Here is a 19,282-nt window from a genome sequence, read left to right as displayed (position 1 = left end):
AATGGAGTCCGCCGTGACCGCGCTCTTCGAGCCCTGCATCCTGCGCGAGCTGACGATCCCGAACCGCGTGTGGATGCCCCCGATGTGCCAGTACTCGGCGGCTCCGGAGGGCCCGCAGGCCGGGGCCCCCACCGACTGGCACTTCGCGCACTACGCCGCCCGCGCCACCGGCGGCACCGGGCTGATCATCGTCGAGGCCACCGCGGTGTCCCCGCAGGGCCGCATCTCCCCCTACGACCTCGGCCTCTGGAACGACACGCAGGTCGAGGCGTTCCGCCGCATCACCGGCTTCCTCGCCGCGCACGGCACGGTTCCCGCCGTCCAGCTGGCCCACGCCGGCCGCAAGGCCTCCACGGAGCGCCCCTGGAAGGGCGGCGCCCCGGTCGGCCCGGAGGCCCACGGCTGGGACGCCGTCGCCCCGAGCCCGCTCCCCTTCGACGACCGGCACCCGGCCCCGGCCGAGCTGACGGTCGACCAGATCAAGGACGTGGTCGAGCAGTTCGCGGCAGCCGCCCGCCGCGCGCTCGACGCCGGTTTCCAGGTCGCCGAGATCCACGGCGCCCACGGCTACCTGATCAACGAGTTCCTCTCCCCGCACTCCAACCACCGCACCGACGCCTACGGCGGCTCGTACGAGAACCGCACCCGCTTCGCCCTCGAAGTCGTCGACGCCGTGCGGGAGGTCTGGCCGGACGACAAGCCGCTGTTCTTCCGCGTCTCGGCCACGGACTGGCTCGAGGACGGCGGCTGGAGCGCGGACGACACGGTCCGTTTCGCCACCGGCCTGCGGGACCACGGCATCGACCTGCTGGACGTCTCCAGCGGCGGCAACGCCTCCGGCGTCCGCATCCCCACCGGCCCCGGCTACCAGGTGCCCTTCGCCGCCCGGGTGAAGAACGAGACGGCCCTGCCGGTCGCCGCGGTCGGCCTCATCACCGACGTCGAGCAGGCCGAGAAGATCCTGGCCAACGGCGAGGCGGACGCGGTCCTGCTCGGCCGCGAGCTGCTGCGCAACCCCTCGTGGGCGCGGCTCGCCGCGCGGGAACTCGGCGGCGAGGTACGGGTGCCGGACCAGTACCACCGGTCGGTCTGAGCCGACCGTCCGGTCCGGCACTCACACAGGTACGTCAACCGGCCGCACACGCCGTCCCGTTGAGCGTGAACGCGGCCGGAGCGGCGGTGTCGCCGCCGTGACCGGCCTGGTAGCCGATGCTCACGCTCGCACCCGGCGCGATGGTGCCGTTGTACGAGACGTTGGTCGCGGTGACCGACCCGGACGACGGCGTGTACGTGGCACCCCAGCCGCCGGTGACGGTCTGCCCCGCCGGCAGCGTGAAGCCGAGTTTCCAGCCGCTCACGGTGGCCGAGCCGGTGTTGGTGACGGTCACGGTGGCGGTCAGGCCGGTGTTCCACGCGTTCACCGAGGCCGCCACCTTGCAGGCGCCGGGCTGGGGCTGGGGAGCCGGGCCGGAGCCGTCCAGGCCGAAGAAGGTGAGCACGCGGGACGCCATGCCCTGGGTGTACAGGTTGTGGCCGACGCCCTGGAGGCTGATGGCCTCCACGGGAGCCCGGTCACCCGTGCCGCCGTAACGGGTGCGGGTCCAGCCGGACTGGGGCGTGTCGGTGGCGGCGGGCGTCCGGCTGACACCCTGCACGTCGGTCCACTGCTTGACCTGTTCCCCGAAGTTGGGGTAGCGCAGGACGTCGTCCTGGGTGCCGTGCCAGATCTGCATCCGCGGGCGGGGCCCCGTGTAGCCGGGGTGCGCGCCCCGGACCAGGTCGCCCCACTCCTTCGGGGTGCGGGTGACCGTGCCGCCCGAGCAGGCGCTGTTCCACTCGGAACCGTCGGTGGTGGCGAAGCAGCCGAACGGGACGCCCGAGAAGGCGGCACCCGCCGCGAACACGTCCGGGTAGTCCCCGAGCAGGACGTTCGTCATCATCGCGCCGGAGGAGATGCCCGTGGCGAAGATCCGGCCGGTGTCGGCGCCATAGGTGCGGGCGACCCAGTCGATCATCGACTTGATGCCGACGGGGTCGCTGCCGCCGCCGCGGCGCAGGGCCTGGGGCGAGGAGACGTCGAAGCACTTGCTGCTGCGGGTGACGGACGGGTAGAGCACGATGAACCCGTACCGGTCGGCCAGCGTGTCGTACTCGGTGCCGTTGTACATGTCGGGGCCCGAGCCGGTGCACCAGTGCACGGCCACCACGACGGCCGGTTCGGGAGTCACGCTCTCCGGCACGTACAGGTACATGCGCAGGTTGCTCGGGTTGGTGCCGAAGTTCGTGACCTCGGTGAGGGCCGCGGCGGGTACGGCCCTCTGGCGGGCGGAAGCACGGGCGGGCTCGCCCGCGGCCGCCGCGGGCACGGTGAGCGCGGAGGCCGCGAGCAACGGCAGCAGCGCGGCGACGAGCGCGAGGAGGATCGACCGCAGGGGTCTCCTCGGCGCGGAGTGGGGGGTGGCATACACGTCCGGGTCCCTTCCGTTGGGTGCGGTGCGCAGGACGTCGTACGGGCTGTTCAGCGAAGACGTCGGTCCGGGTCGGCAGGGCGCGAGGCTTTCGGACAGCCACCTCTCGCGGCCCACCGCCGACGTGTGGAGGGAGGCATCCGTTCCGCATGGTGGCATGGACATGGCCCTTATGGAAGCGCTCCCACGCCTCTGTCGCCGTCGCCAGGACCCGCCGAACACGTTCTGCGCGAGGCGTTGACTAGAAAGCGCTTACCCTCTACGTTCCGTTCAGCAGCGTGACCGTCGCTATCGACGGGTGCACTTGTGCCGCACCAGGTGAACACCTCAGCGAACATGGTTCATGTACATGAAGAGCCGTACACGAAACCACATGGGACGCACGACCACCGGAAGGCCCTGACCCCATCCACCCCCACGACAGAAGGAATCGGGACATGACTTCTGCGACACGTCCGCCCGCCCGCAGGCGTGCGCTGACCGGCGCACTGGCCGCACTCGGCCTGTCGGTTGGCATGATCATGACCACTCAGGCCCCCGCGGCGAGCGCCGCCACCTGGCCGACCCCCAACGGCAGCCAGGGCACCTCCTCCACCATCTCCGTGTCCGGCACCAAGGACTACGGGATGAAGCGGTTCTACGGCACCGGGGCCCTGGCCGGAGACGGCCAGGAGGAGGGCCAGGACCCGATCTTCAAGCTGTCGAACGGGGCGGTGCTGAAGAACGTCATCCTCGGCGCCCCCGCGGCCGACGGCATCCACTGCGAGGGCAGCTGCACGCTGCAGAACGTCTGGTGGGAGGACGTCGGCGAGGACGCCGCCACCTTCCGCGGCGGCACCGGCGCCACCTACCACGTGATCGGCGGCGGTGCGAAGAAGGCGGCGGACAAGGTCTTCCAGCACAACGGCGGCGGCACCCTGAACATCTCCAACTTCGCGGTGCAGGAGTTCAAGACGCTCTACCGCTCCTGCGGCGACTGCTCCACGCAGTACACGCGCAAGGTCAACCTCAACACCATCGACGTGACGGGCACCGGCTCCACCGCGCGGCTCGTCGGCATCAACGTCAACCGCAACGACGTGGCGACCCTGCGGAACATCACGATCCGCAACGACTCCGGCCGCAAGGTCGTCCCCTGCCAGAAGTACAACAACAACACCGCCGTCGGCTCGGGGCCCGACAGCAGGAACTGCCTCTACTCCACCTCGGACATCACCTACAGGTAGCCCCAGGCCATCCCCCCACGGAGAAGCCGGCCGTGCGGAGCGTCCCGGCGGGCGCTGCGCACGGCCGTCCGCGTCAGGCACCGTGGACGCGCGCGCGTACGTCCCCGGTCAGTTCCCGCTGGTGGTCGCCGTAGGCGGCGCGCAGTTCGGCGCCGGGCCAGTCGGCGGGCAGGAGTGCCGGTGGCAGCACGGGGTCGGCGAGCAGGTGCCGTACGACGGCGGCGAAGGCGGCCGGGCGGGACGCGCCGGCGATGTGGGCGAGGCCGCGTTCCGCCGGATCGCCACCGCCGTCGGCAGGTACTGGGTGACCAAGCGGGGCCCGGCCTTCACCGCGGAGGCACTGGAGTGCCTCGGTGGCAACGGCTACGTCGAGGATTCGGGCATGCCCCGGCACTACCGCGAGGCTCCCCTGCTGTCGATCTGGAGGGCTCGGGCAACGTCAACGCCCTCGACGTGCTGCGGGCGCTGCGTCGCGAACCGGGCACCGTCGAGGCCCTGTCCGGGGAGCTGGCCCTGGCCCGGGGGGCGGACGCCCGGCTGGACGCGGCCGTGGCACGGCTCAAGGCGGGACTGTCCGAGGCGTCGCAGGCGACGGCACGCCGGCTCGTGGAGCAGATGGCGCTGACGCTCCAGGCCACCCTCCTCGTCCGGCACGCGCCGCAGGCAGTCGCCGACGGGTTCTGCGCGACGCGGCTCGGGGGTGACTGGGGGCACGCGTTCGGCACACTGCCTCAGACGGCGGGCCTGGACGCGATCGCGGCGCGGGCACTGCCCGGCCAGGGCGTCGGGGCGGCCTGACCGGCCCGGGGCGGCCGACTCGAACTCCGGCCATCGGGCGCAGAGTTCGCGCACCGTCACCTCCCGATTCCGCTTCGTTGTCGGTGCCTTGGTGCAGACTCCCGGTCAGCGGCACTTCGCCCGGGGGAGGACAACGTGTTCAGGGGGATCGACGAGGTCGACTGGGCCTCGCTGCGCCATGCGTACGGCAGCGCGGAGGACGTGCCCGGACTGCTGCGGGGGCTGGCCTCCGCCGCCCCGGCCGAGCGGCAGACCGCGCTCGACGCGATGTACGGCGCCGTGCACCACCAGGGCGCTGTGTACGACTCGACGCTCGCCTGTGTTCCGTTTCTCTTCGCGCTCGCCGTCCGTGAGGAGGTGCCGGACCGGGAGACCGTGGTGGAACTCCTCGTCAGCATCGGCGACACCGGCGGGCCCCGTGACGATCTCGCGGCCGGAGCCCGTGCGGCCCTGCGGGCACGGGCCGAGGTCTTCGTCCCGCTCGCCGGGGACGCGGACGCGGGAGTGCGCAGGGCGGTGCCCGGGGCACTCGTGCGGTTCCTCGACCGACCGGCGCGGGTGCTCGCCCTGTTGCGCCGGCGGATCACCGTGGAACGGGACGACCGGGTCCTGCTCGCGCTGACGGAGAGCCTCGGCCTGTTCGTCCGGCGGTACCGCCCGGACGGCCTCGCTCATGCCGCCGAGGCGGTGCGCCTGCTGACCGAGCTGAGCGGACCCCCGTACGGCCCCGGTCTCCGGCTCGCCGCACTCGGACAGCTCGCGGGGTGCGCCCCGGAGCTGCTCCCCGCCGATCTCGTACCGACCGCCGTCCACCTGCTCAGGGACAGATCCAGGCAACGGGCCCGAGCCGGGCACCCGTACGACGGTCCGGGCCCGTACGACGGTCCGGGCCCGGACACGCTCGTCCGCCGGCTGCGGCGCCTGCGTCCCTCGGACGAGGAGGGCTCCCGGCTGATGCGGACCCTGCACCGCGCGCTCGGCGGCCGGGTGGCCGATCGGATCGCCCTGCTGCGCGGACAGTTGACCAGCCCGGATCCCCTCGACCGGTGCAACGGCGTGTGGATGTCGGCCGGGCTGCTGCGCGAATGGCGTACCGGCCGCACGGAGCCCGTCACCCTCATAGGGACCCAACTGGGCTCGGAGGAGGGGCGGTTGCACGACGCGGCGGTCTCCGTCCTGGTGGAGCTCTTCGCGCTGGCCGCGCCCGCCGCGGACCACCTCCACGCGCTGGTGACCTACCGCCCCGAGCTTCGTGTACGGCACGGGGAGCGGGGTTCGCCGACTCTGGGCGGCCCGCTCAAGGCACTGGCCCGGGCCGGGGACGCGCGGGCCACGCCGGTGCTGGCCGAGCTGCTGGCGGGCCCGGTCGTCCCGAACGACCTGGGACTGGTGATACCCCACCTGGGCCGCGCGGCCCTGCCGCTCGCCCCCGCCTTGCGCAGACGGCTCGCGCGCGTGCCGCTCGACGCGCCCGACCCGCACGAGCGGGCCGTTCCCCTGCTGTCGGCCCTCGCCGCACTGGGCGACGCCGAGTCCGTTCCGGCGGTGTCACGTCTGCTGCGCGGCCTGCCGGACGGACCGCGGCGGCACGAGACCGTGACGGAAGCGGCGGTTCGCGCCCTCGGCGCGTTCGGCACCGCCGCGCGCGAGGCGGTACCGGATCTGCGCGGGCTGCTGGAGACCGACTGCGCGGTGGCGGCGGCGGACGCGCTGTGGTCGGTCACGGGCGATGCGGACGCCGTGCTGCCCGTGCTCCTGAGGGAGTTGACCGGTTCCGCGAGCGGTCGGCGGCGCGATGCGGCGGCCCTGCTGGGGCGGCTCGGGCCCGCGGCCCGTCCGGCCCTGCCGGGGTTGCGGGGGATGGCCCGCTCCGGTGATCCGTGGGAGCGGGTCACGGCCGCGTGCGCGATGTGGCGGGCCGCCGACGAGCCCGAGCGGTGCCTTCCCGTCCTTCGCTCCGCCTGGGCGGAGCACCCGGGCACGCGTCGGACGGTCGCCGGGTGCGTCGCGGTCCTGGGTCCGGCGGGAACACCGCTGCACGATCTGCTCCGGGCGGAGCTCGCCTCCCCCCGGCGGCATCGAACCGACCGCGGCGGCTACGGCATACACCAGGACCTGGAGTTGCTGCGGGTGTGCGGCGAGGCGCTGGCCGGAACAGGACACCGGTAGGTCCTCACCCTGCCGTACGCCCCCACATCGGGCCGAAGCGGGACCACTCGACGTCCCACTGGTCGAGGCGGCGACGCTCCAGGCGGCCGCACAGGGCCCGGCCGCCGAACAGGGGCACGGCCGCGGCGCAGCCGCCCGCCACACCGCCCATCAGGAAGGCGCGCACGCGGGCCTGGGACGCGGAAACGGGCCGGGTGACCTGGCGGCCCTCGGCATCCGTCCACACCGTGACCGGGGTCCCGGCGGCGCTGCCCGCCGGCACCCGTAGCCGGCCGGAGTGCCCGGAACCGTCGGCGGCGGTCCAGCGTGCCGCCGCCCACACCTGCTCGGCGCGGGACACGGGGGCGTTCGCGGAGGCCGTCCCGGGAGCGCGCTCGGTGAGCCGTGCCACGACGGGCCGCCACTCCACGCGCTCCCTGGCCAGCCCGTCCTCGACGGACCGGCTCACCGTCGTCCCGGCCAGCACCCCGGCGAACGCGGTGAGCACCCACACGCCCAGCACGATCCAGGCCTCCATCCTGTCCGCACGGCGCTTGAGCGGATTGCGCCGCCAGCGCCACAGCCACACCCTCGGACCACGTAACGCCATCGCAGGCCTCCTCCTCACACGCCCACGGCCCATCCCGCCGCCTTCCCCATACGGACGGCGGCGCCCGGACGCTCACCGCGTCCGGGTGGGCAGGCCGGCCCCCGCCGGCCACGGCCTCCGCGAGCGGCTCCCGGGAGCGGTTCGCCGCGCTGCCCGATGCGCCGCCGACACCCCGCTGACCTGCGAGGGAGCGGACTGCGGAGGTGACTGTCAGTGGTCGGGTGCAGACTGGCCGGTGTCTGGGACGAAGGCGTCGACGACGACGCCGCGGAGGTGATCGGCATGACCGAGGTTCTGCTCGCCGTGGGCACGCGCAAAGGCCTGTTCATCGGGCGCCGGCGAGGTGGTGGCGCCTGGGAGTTCGACGAGAGCCCCTACTTCAACGCGCAGGCCGTGTACTCGATCGCCATCGACACCCGGGCCGGGACCCCGCGGCTGCTGGCCGGCGGGGACAGCGCGCACTGGGGCCCGTCCGTGTTCCACTCCGACGATCTCGGCCGGACCTGGACCGAACCGGCCCATCCGGCCGTGAAGTTCCCGAAGGACACCGGGGCGTCCCTGGAGCGGGTGTGGCAGTTGCACCCGGCCGCCGCCGAGCCGGATGTGGTGTACGCGGGCACCGAACCGGCGGCGCTGTACCGCTCGGAGGACCGCGGGGAGACGTTCGAGCTGGTCCGGCCCCTGTGGGAGCACCCCACGAGGTCGAAGTGGGTGCCCGGCGGCGGCGGGGAGGGACTGCACACCGTCCTCACGGACGCGCGCGACTCCCAGGCGGTGACGGTCGCCGTCTCGACCGCCGGCGTGTTCCGTACACGGGACGGCGGGGCGAGCTGGGCACCCTCCAACTCGGGTGTCTCCGCGGTGTTCCTGCCCGACCCCAATCCGGAGTTCGGCCAGTGCGTGCACAAGGTCACGCGGGATGCGGTCAGTCCGGACCGGCTGTACCTCCAGAACCACTGGGGGGTGTACCGCAGCGACGACGCGGGCGCGCACTGGACGGACATCGGCGAGGGCCTGCCGTCCACCTTCGGTTTCGCGGCGGCGGCGCATCCGCACCGGGGTGACACCGCGTACGTGTTCCCGATCAACGCCGACGCCGACCGGGTCCCGGCCGACCACCGGTGCCGGGTCTACCGGACCGCGGACGCGGGCAAGAGCTGGGAGCCGCTCTCGGCGGGGCTGCCCCAGGACGACCACTACGGCACGGTGCTGCGCGACGCGATGTGCACGGACGACGCCGATCCGGCGGGCGTCTACTTCGGCAACCGCAACGGCGAGGTGTACGCGTCGGCGGACGACGGCGACAGCTGGCGGCAACTGGCGTCGCACCTGCCGGACGTGCTGTGCGTGCGGGCCGCGGTCGTCGGCTGAGACGCGGATGAAACGGGGGACGAGTCGGACGACGAGGTCGCGAAGCAGTCTTGGCCACCGGTTGATCGCCGCTGCCCGTACGGCAGTAGGGTGACGCCCGTGGCACCACGACCTTTGCATGAGATCGTCGAAGCGGGCTGGGCGAAGGCCCTGGAACCGGTGAGTGAACGCGTCGCCGCGATGGGGGACTTCCTCCGCGCGGAGATCGCCGCGGGACGCACCTACCTGCCGGCCGGGCCGAACGTCCTGCGGGCCTTCCAGCAGCCCTTCGACGACGTGCGCGTCCTGATCGTCGGTCAGGACCCGTACCCGACTCCGGGGCACGCGGTGGGGCTGTCGTTCTCGGTCGCGCCCGAGGTGCGGCCGCTGCCCGGCAGCCTCATCAACATCTACCGGGAGCTGACCGCCGACCTGGGACTCCCCCAGCCGTCCGGCGGCGACCTCACGCCGTGGACGCAGCAGGGCGTGCTGCTGCTCAACAGGGCGCTGACCACCGCCCCGCGCAAGCCCGGTGCCCACCGCGGCAAGGGCTGGGAGGAGGTCACGGAGCAGGCCATCCGGGCACTGGCGGGGCGCGGAAAGCCGCTGGTGTCCATCCTGTGGGGCCGTGACGCCCGCAATCTGCGTCCGCTCCTCGGCGATCTGCCCTCCGTCGAATCCGCCCATCCCTCCCCCATGTCGGCCGACCGGGGTTTCTTCGGCTCTCGTCCGTTCAGCCGGGCGAACGACCTGCTGATCCGTCAGGGTGGCCAACCGGTGGACTGGCGCCTGCCGTGACCGGGGCGCCGGAGGGTTCGGGGTTCCTCGCCGTGGACTCCGGCGGCTCGGGTGTCCGTGCCGTGCTGGGGACCGCCGAGCGCGGTCCGCTGGCCCGGCACGCCTCCGACGAGCCGGTCCGCACGGGCGAGCGGGGCATCGACCCCGAGGACCTCATGGCGCGACTCGTGCCGCTGGTACGCGCCTTGACCGCCGAGGCCGGACCGGTGCCGTTGACCACCGTGGTCGTCGGCGCGGCCGGGCTGGCGTCCCTGGGTGACGGGCTGCGCGCCGAACTGCCGGGCGCCCTGGCCCGGGAGTGGGGCGTGCGCAGGGTCGCGCTGGCCGCCGACGCCGTGACCGCGTACGTGGGGGCGCTGGGACCACGTCCCGGTGCCGTGATCGCCGGCGGTACGGGCCTGATCGCCGTCGGCACCGATCTCACCGGCTGGCGGCTTGCGGACGGCTGGGGGCATCTACTCGGTGACTGCGGGGGCGGTGCCTGGATCGGCCGGGCCGGTCTCGAGGGGGCGCTGCGTGCCCACGACGGGCGTGCGGACGGCTCGGCCCGGCTGCTGGCCTGCGCCGAGGAGGTGTTCGGGCCCGTCGCGGGGCTGCCCGGCGCGCTGTACCCCCGTCCCGACCGGACCGCCGTCCTCGCCTCCTTCGCGCCGCGTGTGGCCGCCTGCGCGGACGAGGATCCGGTCGCGGCGGGCATCCTGCGCGCCGCCGCCCGGCACATGGCCGACTCCGCGGCGGCCGTGTGCCCCTCCGGCGGTGAGCCGTGTGTCGCCGTCACCGGGGGCCTGTTCAGGCTGGGCGACCCGTTGCTCGGCCCGGTGGACGAGGAATTGGCGCGCCGGCTGCCGCGGGCACGGCGGGTGCCGGCCGAGGGCGATCCGCTGCACGGCGCGGTGCGCATCGCCGCCGAGCTGGGCACCGGTTCGCTCACGTTGCCGGGTGACGAGAGGATGTTGTCCGTGACCATCCGGTCGGGTGATTGATCCGACCGTATCCGGTCCGTACGCAAGTCATAAGACAAAACGGGACGGATACCGCTCACCTGCACCCTCCCCGAACAGGGGAACCCAAGAAGCCAGTAACATGCGGCGCCATGAGTTCCCCCACTGGGCCCGCGGATGGCCTGCCCGTACGAATGCCGCGCCCCCGCCAGCCCGGACGGCACCGCCGTCCCGAGCCGCTGGTTGCTCCCGAGGGTGCGCCCGCGCTCGTCCTCGCCGTGCCGGGGACGCCCAGTAGCGCCACGCGCAGCCTCGCCGAGGAGGTCGTGAGCATCGCCCGCTCCGAGCTGCCCGGTCTCGACGCCCGCATCGGCTACCTCGACGGTGACAACGCGGAGTTCCCCTCGCTGCAGGCCGTGCTCGTGCACGCCGCCGAGGAGCGCACGGCCCGTTTCGAGCAGGCCCGCGCCGCCGGCATGGACGTCAAGATGCCCGACGGTCCCGTCGCCGTCGTCGTGCCGCTGCTCGCCGGCCCGGACAGCGCGCTGCTGCGCCAGGTCCGCCAGGCCCTCATGGAGAGCCGTGTCGCCGCCGAGCTGACCGATGTCCTCGGCCCGCACCCACTGCTCGCCGAGGCGCTGCACGTGCGGCTGTCCGAGGCCGGTCTGGCCCGTGCCGACCGTGCCCGGCTGTTCACCGTGGCGACCGCCGCGGACGGCATCGTCCTGGCCTCCGTGGGCGGTGACGAGGCCGTGCAGGCGGCCGGGATCACCGGCATGCTGCTCGCCGCGCGCCTCGCCGTGCCGGTGATGGCGGCGGCCCTGGACCAGGAGGGCTCCATCGCGTCCGTCGCCGAGCAGCTGCGTTCCTCGGGCTCGCACCAACTGGCGCTCGCGCCGTATCTGATCGGCCCGGAGATCGAGCCGGGCCTGGTCGAGGAGGCCGCGAAGGAGGCGGGCTGCTCCGCCGCCGAGTCGCTCGGCCCGTACCCGGCGATCGGCAAGCTGGCGCTGGCCAAGTACACGACGGCCCTGGGCATCGCGCCGCAGCAGGCGCAGAGCGCGCCGGTCCGCTGACGCGGGACGTACCTACGGCAAGGCCCGCACCGGGTTCGGAGCGGGCCTTCCCGTCATAGGGCCGGGCGTTCGGGCGCGGCCTCTCCGGCGCAGGCCGGGTCAGCCCAGGACCACGCACGACGCGGCCGTCACACCGATCGAACCGGCGCGTCGTGGCACGCCCGTACGCGGGTCGACGGCGAACCAGGTCACATCTCCGGAGCGCTCGTTCGCGACGTACAGGAACCCGTCGGAGGCGGTGAGGGCGCGCGGCCAGTGGCCACCGCAGGGCACCGTGGTGACCAGCCGCAGTCCCTCGCCCTCCACGGCCAGCACGGACAGGACGTCCTCGCCGCGGGTGGCGGTCCAGACGAAGCGGCCGTCGGGTGAGGTGGCGATGCCCGAGGGGTAGGCGTCACGTGCCGGTGCGCCGGGCAGCACCGCCGCCTCGGAGAGCGGCGTCAGGGCGCCCTCCGCCGCGTTCCAGCGGCAGACGGTGACGGAGGGGCTCAGTTCGTTGACGACGTACGCGTGCGAGCCGTCCGGGTGGAAGGCCAGGTGGCGCGGCCCCGAGCCGGGGCGCAGGGCGGTCTCCCGGTGCAGGGCGAGAGTGCCGTCCGTCAGCGTGCACACCCGCACCGAGTCCGTGCCGAGGTCCACGCTGACGGCCCACCGGCCGCTCGGGTCGGGCTGCACCTGGTGGGCGTGCGGCCCCTGCTGACGGGGCGTGTGCGGCCCCGCGCCGGTGTGCCGGAGCACGCCGGAGGCGGATCGCGCGAGGGTGCCGTCGGGGCGGACGGGGACGGTGGTGACGCTGCCGGAGCCGTAGTTGGCGGTCAGGAGGTGACCGGCGAACAGGGCGAGGTGGGTCGGACCACTGCCGTCGACCGGCACGGGACGCCCGGCCTGCTCGGGCTTGTCCCCGTCCACCCGGTACGCGGCCACCGCACCGTCGGCCGTCTCACTGACCGCGTACAGCGTCCCGCCGTCGGGCGAGAGGGTGAGGCAGGAGGGGTCCGGGACGGCGTTCACGCTGCTCAGCACGGTCAGCGCGCCGCTGTCGGCGTCGACCTGCGCCGTCACGACCCCTGGACCGCCGGCCGCCGTGAACGACCCGATGAACGCCCGCCGCCTGCCGTCCGCCACCGCTGTCTCCTCTCGCCGTGCCGCCCGGAAGGACCGCGCAGCCGATCATGCGCGGTCTAGACCAAGCGGTCAAGGGTGGGTCGCCCGGTCGGACCCGAGCCCGAGAGCGTGACGGTCCGGTCGACGGCAGACCGCCCGCCGGGAGACCCCGTCCCGAACCCACACCGGGCGGCGGGCCCGACACGGCACGCCAGGGCGGCCGGGAAACCGGTCAGGCCCTCTCGCCACCGGGCCCGGGTCCGACGCGGCGGGCGACGGCCCGGCCCCACACCGGCCGACCCCTACCCCTCGGAGAGCGTCCCTCAGGCCCCCACCAGCGGGGAGCCCGACGGCGCGCGCAAGGGACGGGCCAACTCGGACAGGGCTCGTTCCAGGCCGTGCAGATGGGCCAGGGCGGGTTCCGCATGAGGGAGCCCTTCCACGTGGACCGCGATGTCCCTGCCCTCGGTGAGGGCCTCGACGGCGGCCTCCACCCGCCGGCAGGCCGTGGCCAGACGGGCGTCGTGGGAGGCCTCCGGGTCGGCCGCGACGGCTACCAGGCCGCGTATCTCCCGGGCACAGTCGTCGAGGAGGGCGAGAACGTGCCGGGCGCGTCGCTTGCGGCCGAGCATCGGGTTCAGCGGGTGCACCAGCGGGGCGACGGAGAGCCGTACCCGGGCGAGGAGCTGCTCCAGCTCCGCCACCCGCGGGGCGGGATCCGCGTCCTGCGCCCCCGCCAAGCGCCGCGCGGTCTCGACGGCACAGGCGTGCACACAGCGCAGGGCCCGCCGGATCCAGGCGTCGGTGATGCTGTGGGTGGTGACGGGCAGCACGAGGACCACGGCCAGGGCGGCGCCGAGCGCCCCGACGCCGGTCTCGGCGAGACGCAGGACGAGCAGGTCCGGGCCGAGAACGCCGAGGAGGCCGTAGAGCAGTCCGGCGAGGAGGGTGACCCAGAGCATCATCCAGGTGTAGGACACGGCGGCCGTGTAGAAGATGCCGAAGACGCACACGGCGGCGAGCGCGGCCGTGACGGCCGGGTCGCCGTGGACGGGCACCGCCACGAGCAGGCCGAGGGCAATGCCGATGACCGTGCCGAGCAGCCGCCGGAAACCGCGGACCAAAGTCTCGCCGCGCGAGGTGGTGTTGACGAAGATCCACCAGGTGGCGCCGACGGCCCAGTACCAGCGCTGCCCGGACACCAGCTGGCCCACGACGAGGGCGAAGCCGGCCCCGGCGGTGGCCTGGATCGCCTGGCGGGTGGTCACGCGGGCGAGGCCGGTGCCGCCCGGCGGCGCGGGCACGGCGGGCACGGGCAGGCGACGCTCGTAGCACCACAGGCCGAAGCGGACCGTGGCGGCCGCGAGGACGGACAGCAGGACCGAGAGGTACAGCTCGGGCAGCTGGTCGGTGGTGGCGTGCAGGAACTGCGCCACGAAGAAGGTCATGAACGCGAAAACGCCGAGGCTGTGCCCGCGCGGGCCCCAGCGTCGGGCGTACACACCCGCCCCGACCACGGCGAGAAAGGCGAGGTCGCGGGCCACCGGATGGTCGTGCAGCTCGGCCGCGGCGGTGAGCACCGGGAGGCCGACGGCGGGCAGCAGCGCGGTCGTGACCGCCTGGCCGCGGACCGTTGCGTCGGTGACGGTGAACAGGGCGAGCAGAGCGGCGAGTCCGCCGGTGACGGCACCCGCGAGGGAATGCCCGGCGAGGCCGCACACGGTGACCGCGAGCGCGATGCCGAGCACGGCACGCGCGCCGAACCGCAACCGCGTCCGCCCCGGATCCGGAGCCATGAACACCCTCTTCAGCACCGCTTACCGCCCCCTTCTCAACGCCGGGCATGAGTACGCATGAAAAAGGCGCCGCGGGGTCCGCAGCGCCATCGACTCCACCATATGAGCACCTCGGAGGCCACTGGCTCAACCGACTGCTTCTAGACTGGTCCATTGGTACTGTCAGCGCGGCTGAGAGGCGGCCGCGGCAGAGCCAACGGACGAGGAGGACGCGCCATGCCCGTGGACGCGCTCGACACCCGCATCCTGCGGTTGCTGCTGAAGCAGCCGGGCACCAGCGTGCGCGAGTACGCCCGGATCCTCGGCGTGGCGCGGGGCACCCTGCAGGCCCGGCTCGACCGGCTGGAGCGCGACGGCGTGATCACCGGCACGGCAGCGGCCCTCTCCCCCGCCGCACTCGGGCATCCGGTGCTCGCGTTCGTGCACATCGAGGTCACCCAGGGCCATCTCGACGAGGTGGGTGACGCGCTGGCGGCGGTACCGGAGATCGTGGAGGCCTTCTCGATCACCGGTGGCGGGGATCTGCTGGCCCGGGTGGTGGCGCGGGACAACGCGCACCTGGAGGACATCGTCCAGAAGCTGATCAGCATGCCCGGGGTGGTGCGCACCCGGACCGAGGTCGCCCTGCGCGAACGCGTCTCCCACCGGATGCTGCCGTTGGTGGAGTCGATCGGGCGGTCGGCCCGCGGATGATCTTTGCCATCGGGGCGGTGCGGCCGGAACCGGGCTGGACACGCAGCTGTCCACCGCCGTCTCCGCCGACGAGGTCGCGCACGGCAAGCCCGCTCCCGACATCTTCCTGAAGGCGGCCCGTCGGCTGGGAGCGTCCCCCTCCGACTGCGTCGTACTGGAGGAAGCGGCTCCGGGCGTCGCCGCCGCGCACGCGGCGGGCGTGCGGTGCATCGCGATCCCGTACCTCCCGGCGCATGCGGACGCACCGGAGTTCGCCACCGCCCATCTGCTGCTGCGGGGCGTTCAGGGTAAGTTCACGGCGCGGGCCGCGTACGACTGGCTCGTGAGCCGGGCCCGACCGTCCTGAAGTCACCTCGCCCGACCCGTTGACGCTCCCCCCGTCCCATCCCTAGAGCCTGGCCGATCATCCGAACAGCGTTCGAGATCTCGACATTACCAGTCCGAGCATCGTGGACCCGTGGAGGAGCACCCATGGCACGGCCCCTCTCCAGACGATCCCTGCTCCAGGCCGCGACGGTCATCACGGCTGGATGCGCGCTCCCCCAGGCGGCGACGGGACGGGCCGCGGCGGCTCCCGCCTCTGCCGCCGGCACCCCGGCCGCCTGGACCGTACGGCCCTTCGGGCTGGAGGACGTCAGCCTCGGGCAGGGCGTCTTCGCCGACAAGCGGAAGCTGATGCTGGATCACGCCCGCGGCTACGACGTGAACCGGCTGCTCGAGGTGTTCCGCGCCAACGCCGGTCTGGCCACCGGCGGAACGGTCGCGCCCGGTGGCTGGGAGGGTCTGGACGGCGAGGCCAACGGCAACCTTCGCGGTCACTACACCGGCCACTTCCTGACCATGCTGGCGCAGGCGTACCGCGGGACGAAGGAGCAGGTGTTCGCCGACCGGATCGGCACCATGGCCGGGGCGCTGACCGAGGTGCGCGCCGCCCTTCGGCGGGATCCGGCGGTGCTGAGCGTCACCGGGAAGTTCGGGACCGCCGCGGATCAGGTGCGGGGCTCCTACCAGTACGTGGACCTGCCCGCCGCCGTGCTCGGCGGGGCCGCGGCGATCACGCTCTCCGTCCGGGTCCGGCCCGCGCACGAGGCCGACTGGGCCCGGATCCTCGACTTCGGCGACGAGTTTCCGGGTGACCGTCAACGGGCGTGCGCTGTCCGGGAGTCCGCAACCGGGGAGCTGTGTCGACGTGTCCCGGGTCTGGCGGGCCGGTGACACCGTCCGTATCGCCATGCCGTTCCGGACGCGGGTGGAGAAGGCGCTGGACGACCCGTCCCTGCAGACCCTGTTCCACGGGCCGGTCAACCTCGTCGCCCGCGACCCGTCCAAGGAGTATCTGAAGGTGGGGTTGTACCGCGACACCGGTCTGTCCGGTGATCTTTCTCCGTCCCTCACCCCGGTGCCGGGCACACCGCTGCATTTCACGCTGGACGGGACCGAGTGGGCGCCGTTCTCCGAGGGGAGGGAGGATCCGACGCACGCCTACTTCCGACGCGTCGAGCCGAAGCTCGTGTTCGGCGGCCGGGACTCGGGCGTCGCCAACCCGGCGAAACCCGACGGGACCACGCTCCTGGACGAGATCTGGGCCGGGGCGCCCTTCCGGGACAAGGGGGCGCTGGTGGCGCGGGTACGGTCCACGGTGGCCGCGTGGGTGACGGCCGGACTGCTGGGCAGGGCGGACGGGGACAAGGTGGTGGCGACAGCGGGGGCCGCTTCGTACAAGCCCTGAGCACCGGCCCGGCCGGTCGTGTGCGACGTCCGGGGCGGACGCCGCACACGACCGAAGTTTTTTGCGGCAGGGGTGATTGTTTCGCCGTCGCCATCCGTACCTCTTGGTGTTGGGCCGTTCATATCCCAGGAGGCACGATGCGCATCTCGCGCAGCACGGCAGGAACCGCGTTCGTGGGCGGTGCGCTGGTCCTTACGCTGACCGCGCTCGCCTATCCCAGCATGCTGGGCGTCGAGAACGCGGCTTCCGGCCAGGACCGCATCATCGCCAACACCCAGTGGGGTCCGCTGACCGAGGCGGACCGGGACTTCGTGGTGCGCGTGCGTGCGGCCGGCCTGTGGGAGTACCCGATGGCGCAACTGATCAAGGAGCGGAGCACGGCGCCGGAGATGCAGGAAGTCGCCAAGCACCTGCTCGTGGGTCACGGCCGGCTCGACGCGGGCTGCCGCAAGGTCTCCACGGACCTGGGCATCACCCTGCCGAACGAGGCGTCGCCGCAGCAGCAGCAGTTCGTGGCGACGGCCGAAGGCAGCACCGGCAAGGAGTTCGAGTCGACGGCCGTGACCATCATGCGCGTCGCGCACGGGGGCATCTTCCCGACGATCGCCAAGATCCGGGCGACCACCCGGAACAGCCTCGTGCGGGAGCTCGCCGACACGACCAACGACACCGTTCTCGACCACATCACGGTCCTGGAGCAGACCGGGCTGATCAACCAGGAGCAGGTCACCTTCCAGATCACCTCCCCGCCCAAGCTGCCCCAGGAGCAGACGACACCGCCGCCGCCCCAGCAGGGTGCGCCGGTCCGGGTCCTGCCGGTCCCCGAAGAGCTGAAGGACTTCCAGACGGTCGCCCCCAATCCGTCCTATGGAGCTCCGGCGCCGTCCCCGTCGGCTGGCTGAACGGGTGCGGGTGTGCGGGCCCGGGGCCGCGGTCCGTCCCCGCCGGCCCCGCACCCGCGCACGACGACTGGCCCGGGCCCGCGCACGACGGCCGGCCCTGCGCACGACGGTCGGCCTCGCACCCGCGAACGGCGACTGGCCCGCGCCCGGCACCACCAGCGACGGTCGGACCCGGCCCTGCGAACGACGACTGGCCCGGGCGCCTCGAACGACGGCCCACGCCGGCACCACCAGCGACGCTCGGCCCCGGTCTTATGAACGGCGGCGTGGCTTGCCGCGCCTGGTGCCCTTGGGCGCGCCGCTCCCGCTCCTCCCGGTGCGCTTCGCCCCGCCCGACGACTTGCCGGGCACCGGCTTGCGCCTGGCGCCGCCCCGGTCCGCGCCGGTGGACTCGCCCCGCGCCGAAGGCTGCTGACGGCCCCGGGTGCTGTTGACCGTGCGGCCGCGGACGATGCCGATGAAGTCCTCGACCTGGTCCGTCTTGGCGCCCTCGGGCCAGATGAGCGCCACACTCGACTCGGGGGCGCCCCTGAGGAGCCGGTGGGTGAGGTCCTTGCGGTGGTGCAGGCGGGCGAGCGACAGCGGGACGACGAGGACACCGATGCCCGCCGCGACCAGCTCGACCGCGTCGGCCGTGGTGGCGGGCCGCTCCAGGGCGGGCCGTCCGGGCAGGCTCTCCCAGTCGAGGACGTCGTCGAGGGGGTGCAGCACGATGTCGTCGGCCAGGTCGTCCGGCGCCACCTCGTCGACGGCCGTGACCAGGTGCTCCTTGGGCACCAGGACGACCGTCTGCTCGGTGTAGAGGGGGATCGCGCCGAAGGCCGTCCGGTCCACGGGTGTGCGGACGAGTCCCGCGTCGGCGTCCCCGTCCAGCAGCCGCTCGGCGGCCGCTCCGGCGGGCACCTGCGTGAGGATCAGCGGGACATCGTGCCGCTCGTTCCAGACGCGCACCCATTTGCCGGGCATCACCCCGGGGACGTAGGCGAGCCGGAACGAGGGGGTTGCATCCGAGCCTGTCACCTCGCCAGGTTACCGGGCGTGGTCAGCCGTCGTGCACACGCTCGATACGCTGGACGGCATGACGTCGCACCAGAGCACCCAGACGATGAAGCCCGCGACCGCGGCGAAGAAGCTGGGTGTGTACCTCGAGGCCACACCCGCCGCATTCCGGGAGGGTGTCGTCTCGCGCGCCGAGCTGAACGAGCTCCAGGCGAACCCTCCGCAGTGGCTGCAGGACCTGCGGCTCAACGGCCCGCACCCCCGGCCGGTGGTCGCCGCGAAGCTCGGTGTCTCCATCGCGGGACTCGCCCGCGCGGGTGTCACCGAGCCCCTCACCACCGAGCAGATCGAGGCACTGAAGCAGGAGGGCCCCGAGTGGCTGGAGCGGGAGCGTGCCACCCAGGCGGAGGTCCGCAAGGAAGCGGCCCGGATCAAGAAGAAGAACGCCGAGCGTCAGGCCTGACCTGATCACCCTCCGTTTCGAACCTCCTCCTCGACCTCCTCTCCCGACCTCCTCTTCGGGCGGCCCCCACCGGATCATCGACACTGTTGGCGAATCCGGGGCATGAACGTGACGTCGGCCTTCACGACCCGTTGTGGTCGTGCCACGGCGATCTGCGCGCCGACCCACGCCGAGGCGGTGC

Annotated in this window: 19 protein-coding genes and 2 pseudogenes; 15 read left to right on the top strand and 6 right to left on the bottom strand. The window is 73.3% G+C overall.

The annotated features are described in order from the left end of the window. Window positions 1-13 precede the first annotated feature (13 nt). Window positions 14-1,093 carry an NADH:flavin oxidoreductase/NADH oxidase gene (locus ABTX62_RS34005; protein ID WP_352119784.1) on the top strand — a complete coding sequence of 360 codons (1,080 nt, stop codon included), beginning with the start codon at window positions 14-16 and terminating at the stop codon, window positions 1,091-1,093. Window positions 1,094-1,127: 34 nt separating this feature from the next. Here the strand turns inward: ABTX62_RS34005 and ABTX62_RS34000 are convergent, their stop codons facing one another. Beyond that, entirely contained in the window at window positions 1,128-2,468 is a 1,341-nt protein-coding gene (locus ABTX62_RS34000; protein ID WP_352119783.1) for an extracellular catalytic domain type 1 short-chain-length polyhydroxyalkanoate depolymerase, read from the bottom strand. A 437-nt stretch (window positions 2,469-2,905) separates the two neighbouring features. Between ABTX62_RS34000 and ABTX62_RS33995 the strand changes: the two genes are divergently transcribed. After that, window positions 2,906-3,694 carry a pectate lyase gene (locus tag ABTX62_RS33995; protein ID WP_352119782.1) on the top strand — a complete coding sequence of 263 codons (789 nt, stop codon included), beginning with the start codon at window positions 2,906-2,908 and terminating at the stop codon, window positions 3,692-3,694. Window positions 3,695-3,767: 73 nt separating this feature from the next. Here ABTX62_RS33995 and ABTX62_RS38075 read toward each other — a convergent pair whose 3' ends face one another. After that, window positions 3,768-4,088, bottom strand: a complete 321-nt coding sequence (locus tag ABTX62_RS38075; protein ID WP_502998066.1) for a PaaX family transcriptional regulator C-terminal domain-containing protein — start codon at window positions 4,086-4,088, stop codon at window positions 3,768-3,770. On the opposite strand from ABTX62_RS38075, the gene ABTX62_RS38070 reads away from it, so the two are divergent. The 3 genes from ABTX62_RS38070 to ABTX62_RS33980 all read left to right on the top strand — a co-directional run bounded on the left by ABTX62_RS38070 (window position 3,999) and on the right by ABTX62_RS33980 (window position 6,661). Further along, window positions 3,999-4,319: a hypothetical protein gene (locus ABTX62_RS38070; RefSeq protein ID WP_502998065.1), complete on the top strand. Its 321-nt coding sequence runs from the start codon at window positions 3,999-4,001 to the stop codon at window positions 4,317-4,319. The genes ABTX62_RS38075 and ABTX62_RS38070 overlap by 90 nt on opposite strands. Further along, on the top strand, window positions 4,310-4,492 hold the full coding sequence (locus ABTX62_RS38065; RefSeq protein ID WP_502998064.1) for a hypothetical protein: 183 nt from the start codon (window positions 4,310-4,312) through the stop codon (window positions 4,490-4,492). Before ABTX62_RS38070 ends, ABTX62_RS38065 begins: the two co-directional genes overlap by 10 nt. Window positions 4,493-4,627: 135 nt before the next feature. Next, window positions 4,628-6,661 (top strand): HEAT repeat domain-containing protein, encoded by a 2,034-nt coding sequence (locus tag ABTX62_RS33980; protein WP_352119781.1) that lies wholly within the window; start codon window positions 4,628-4,630, stop codon window positions 6,659-6,661. 4 nt (window positions 6,662-6,665) lie between these two features. On the opposite strand, the gene ABTX62_RS33975 is transcribed toward ABTX62_RS33980, so the two are convergent. Beyond that, window positions 6,666-7,250 (bottom strand): Rv1733c family protein, encoded by a 585-nt coding sequence (locus tag ABTX62_RS33975; RefSeq protein ID WP_352119780.1) that lies wholly within the window; start codon window positions 7,248-7,250, stop codon window positions 6,666-6,668. A 213-nt stretch (window positions 7,251-7,463) separates the two neighbouring features. Between ABTX62_RS33975 and ABTX62_RS33970 the strand changes: the two genes are divergently transcribed. The 4 genes from ABTX62_RS33970 (at window position 7,464) to ABTX62_RS33955 (ending at window position 11,415) form a co-directional block, all read left to right on the top strand. Further along, on the top strand, window positions 7,464-8,621 hold the full coding sequence (locus tag ABTX62_RS33970; RefSeq protein ID WP_352119779.1) for a WD40/YVTN/BNR-like repeat-containing protein: 1,158 nt from the start codon (window positions 7,464-7,466) through the stop codon (window positions 8,619-8,621). Between the two features lie 99 nt (window positions 8,622-8,720). Next, complete coding sequence (locus ABTX62_RS33965; RefSeq protein ID WP_352119778.1) at window positions 8,721-9,398, top strand: uracil-DNA glycosylase; 678 nt, start codon at window positions 8,721-8,723, stop codon at window positions 9,396-9,398. Continuing rightward, entirely contained in the window at window positions 9,395-10,381 is a 987-nt protein-coding gene (locus tag ABTX62_RS33960; protein WP_352119777.1) for an N-acetylglucosamine kinase, read from the top strand. The genes ABTX62_RS33965 and ABTX62_RS33960 overlap by 4 nt, the downstream gene beginning before the upstream one ends. A gap of 110 nt (window positions 10,382-10,491) precedes the next feature. Continuing rightward, window positions 10,492-11,415, top strand: coding sequence for a sirohydrochlorin chelatase (locus ABTX62_RS33955; protein ID WP_283973532.1), 924 nt, complete (start codon window positions 10,492-10,494; stop codon window positions 11,413-11,415). A gap of 99 nt (window positions 11,416-11,514) precedes the next feature. Here the strand turns inward: ABTX62_RS33955 and ABTX62_RS33950 are convergent, their stop codons facing one another. After that, window positions 11,515-12,540, bottom strand: coding sequence for a lactonase family protein (locus ABTX62_RS33950; protein ID WP_352119776.1), 1,026 nt, complete (start codon window positions 12,538-12,540; stop codon window positions 11,515-11,517). A 302-nt stretch (window positions 12,541-12,842) separates the two neighbouring features. Next, on the bottom strand, window positions 12,843-14,333 hold the full coding sequence (locus ABTX62_RS33945) for an FUSC family protein (RefSeq protein ID WP_352119775.1): 1,491 nt from the start codon (window positions 14,331-14,333) through the stop codon (window positions 12,843-12,845). A gap of 198 nt (window positions 14,334-14,531) precedes the next feature. On the opposite strand from ABTX62_RS33945, the gene ABTX62_RS33940 reads away from it, so the two are divergent. From ABTX62_RS33940 to ABTX62_RS33925, 5 genes and pseudogenes are all read left to right on the top strand, one after another. Beyond that, window positions 14,532-15,008: an Lrp/AsnC family transcriptional regulator gene (locus tag ABTX62_RS33940; protein ID WP_352119774.1), complete on the top strand. Its 477-nt coding sequence runs from the start codon at window positions 14,532-14,534 to the stop codon at window positions 15,006-15,008. Window positions 15,009-15,030: 22 nt separating this feature from the next. Then, window positions 15,031-15,354: pseudogene (locus ABTX62_RS33935) on the top strand (HAD-IA family hydrolase); the annotation flags it as partial. A gap of 125 nt (window positions 15,355-15,479) precedes the next feature. Further along, window positions 15,480-16,133: pseudogene (locus ABTX62_RS38060) on the top strand (beta-L-arabinofuranosidase domain-containing protein); the annotation flags it as partial. Between the two features lie 64 nt (window positions 16,134-16,197). Beyond that, window positions 16,198-16,737 carry a hypothetical protein gene (locus ABTX62_RS38055; protein ID WP_502998063.1) on the top strand — a complete coding sequence of 180 codons (540 nt, stop codon included), beginning with the start codon at window positions 16,198-16,200 and terminating at the stop codon, window positions 16,735-16,737. A gap of 137 nt (window positions 16,738-16,874) precedes the next feature. Continuing rightward, entirely contained in the window at window positions 16,875-17,639 is a 765-nt protein-coding gene (locus ABTX62_RS33925) for a DUF4142 domain-containing protein (protein WP_352119773.1), read from the top strand. Between the two features lie 252 nt (window positions 17,640-17,891). On the opposite strand, the gene ABTX62_RS33920 is transcribed toward ABTX62_RS33925, so the two are convergent. Then, the gene (locus tag ABTX62_RS33920; RefSeq protein WP_352119772.1) at window positions 17,892-18,659 is read right to left on the bottom strand and encodes a LysR family transcriptional regulator substrate-binding protein; all 768 of its coding nucleotides are present in this window, start codon (window positions 18,657-18,659) and stop codon (window positions 17,892-17,894) included. A 58-nt stretch (window positions 18,660-18,717) separates the two neighbouring features. Between ABTX62_RS33920 and ABTX62_RS33915 the strand changes: the two genes are divergently transcribed. Then, window positions 18,718-19,101, top strand: coding sequence for a DUF5997 family protein (locus ABTX62_RS33915; protein WP_352119771.1), 384 nt, complete (start codon window positions 18,718-18,720; stop codon window positions 19,099-19,101). Window positions 19,102-19,282 lie beyond the last annotated feature (181 nt).

The sequence above is a fragment of the Streptomyces sp. NPDC096046 genome (genome assembly GCF_040303285.1).
Taxonomy (GTDB): Bacteria; Actinomycetota; Actinomycetes; order Streptomycetales; family Streptomycetaceae; genus Streptomyces.
Note: the sequence above shows the minus strand (reverse complement) of the source record. Positions and strands in the feature narration are given on the sequence as shown.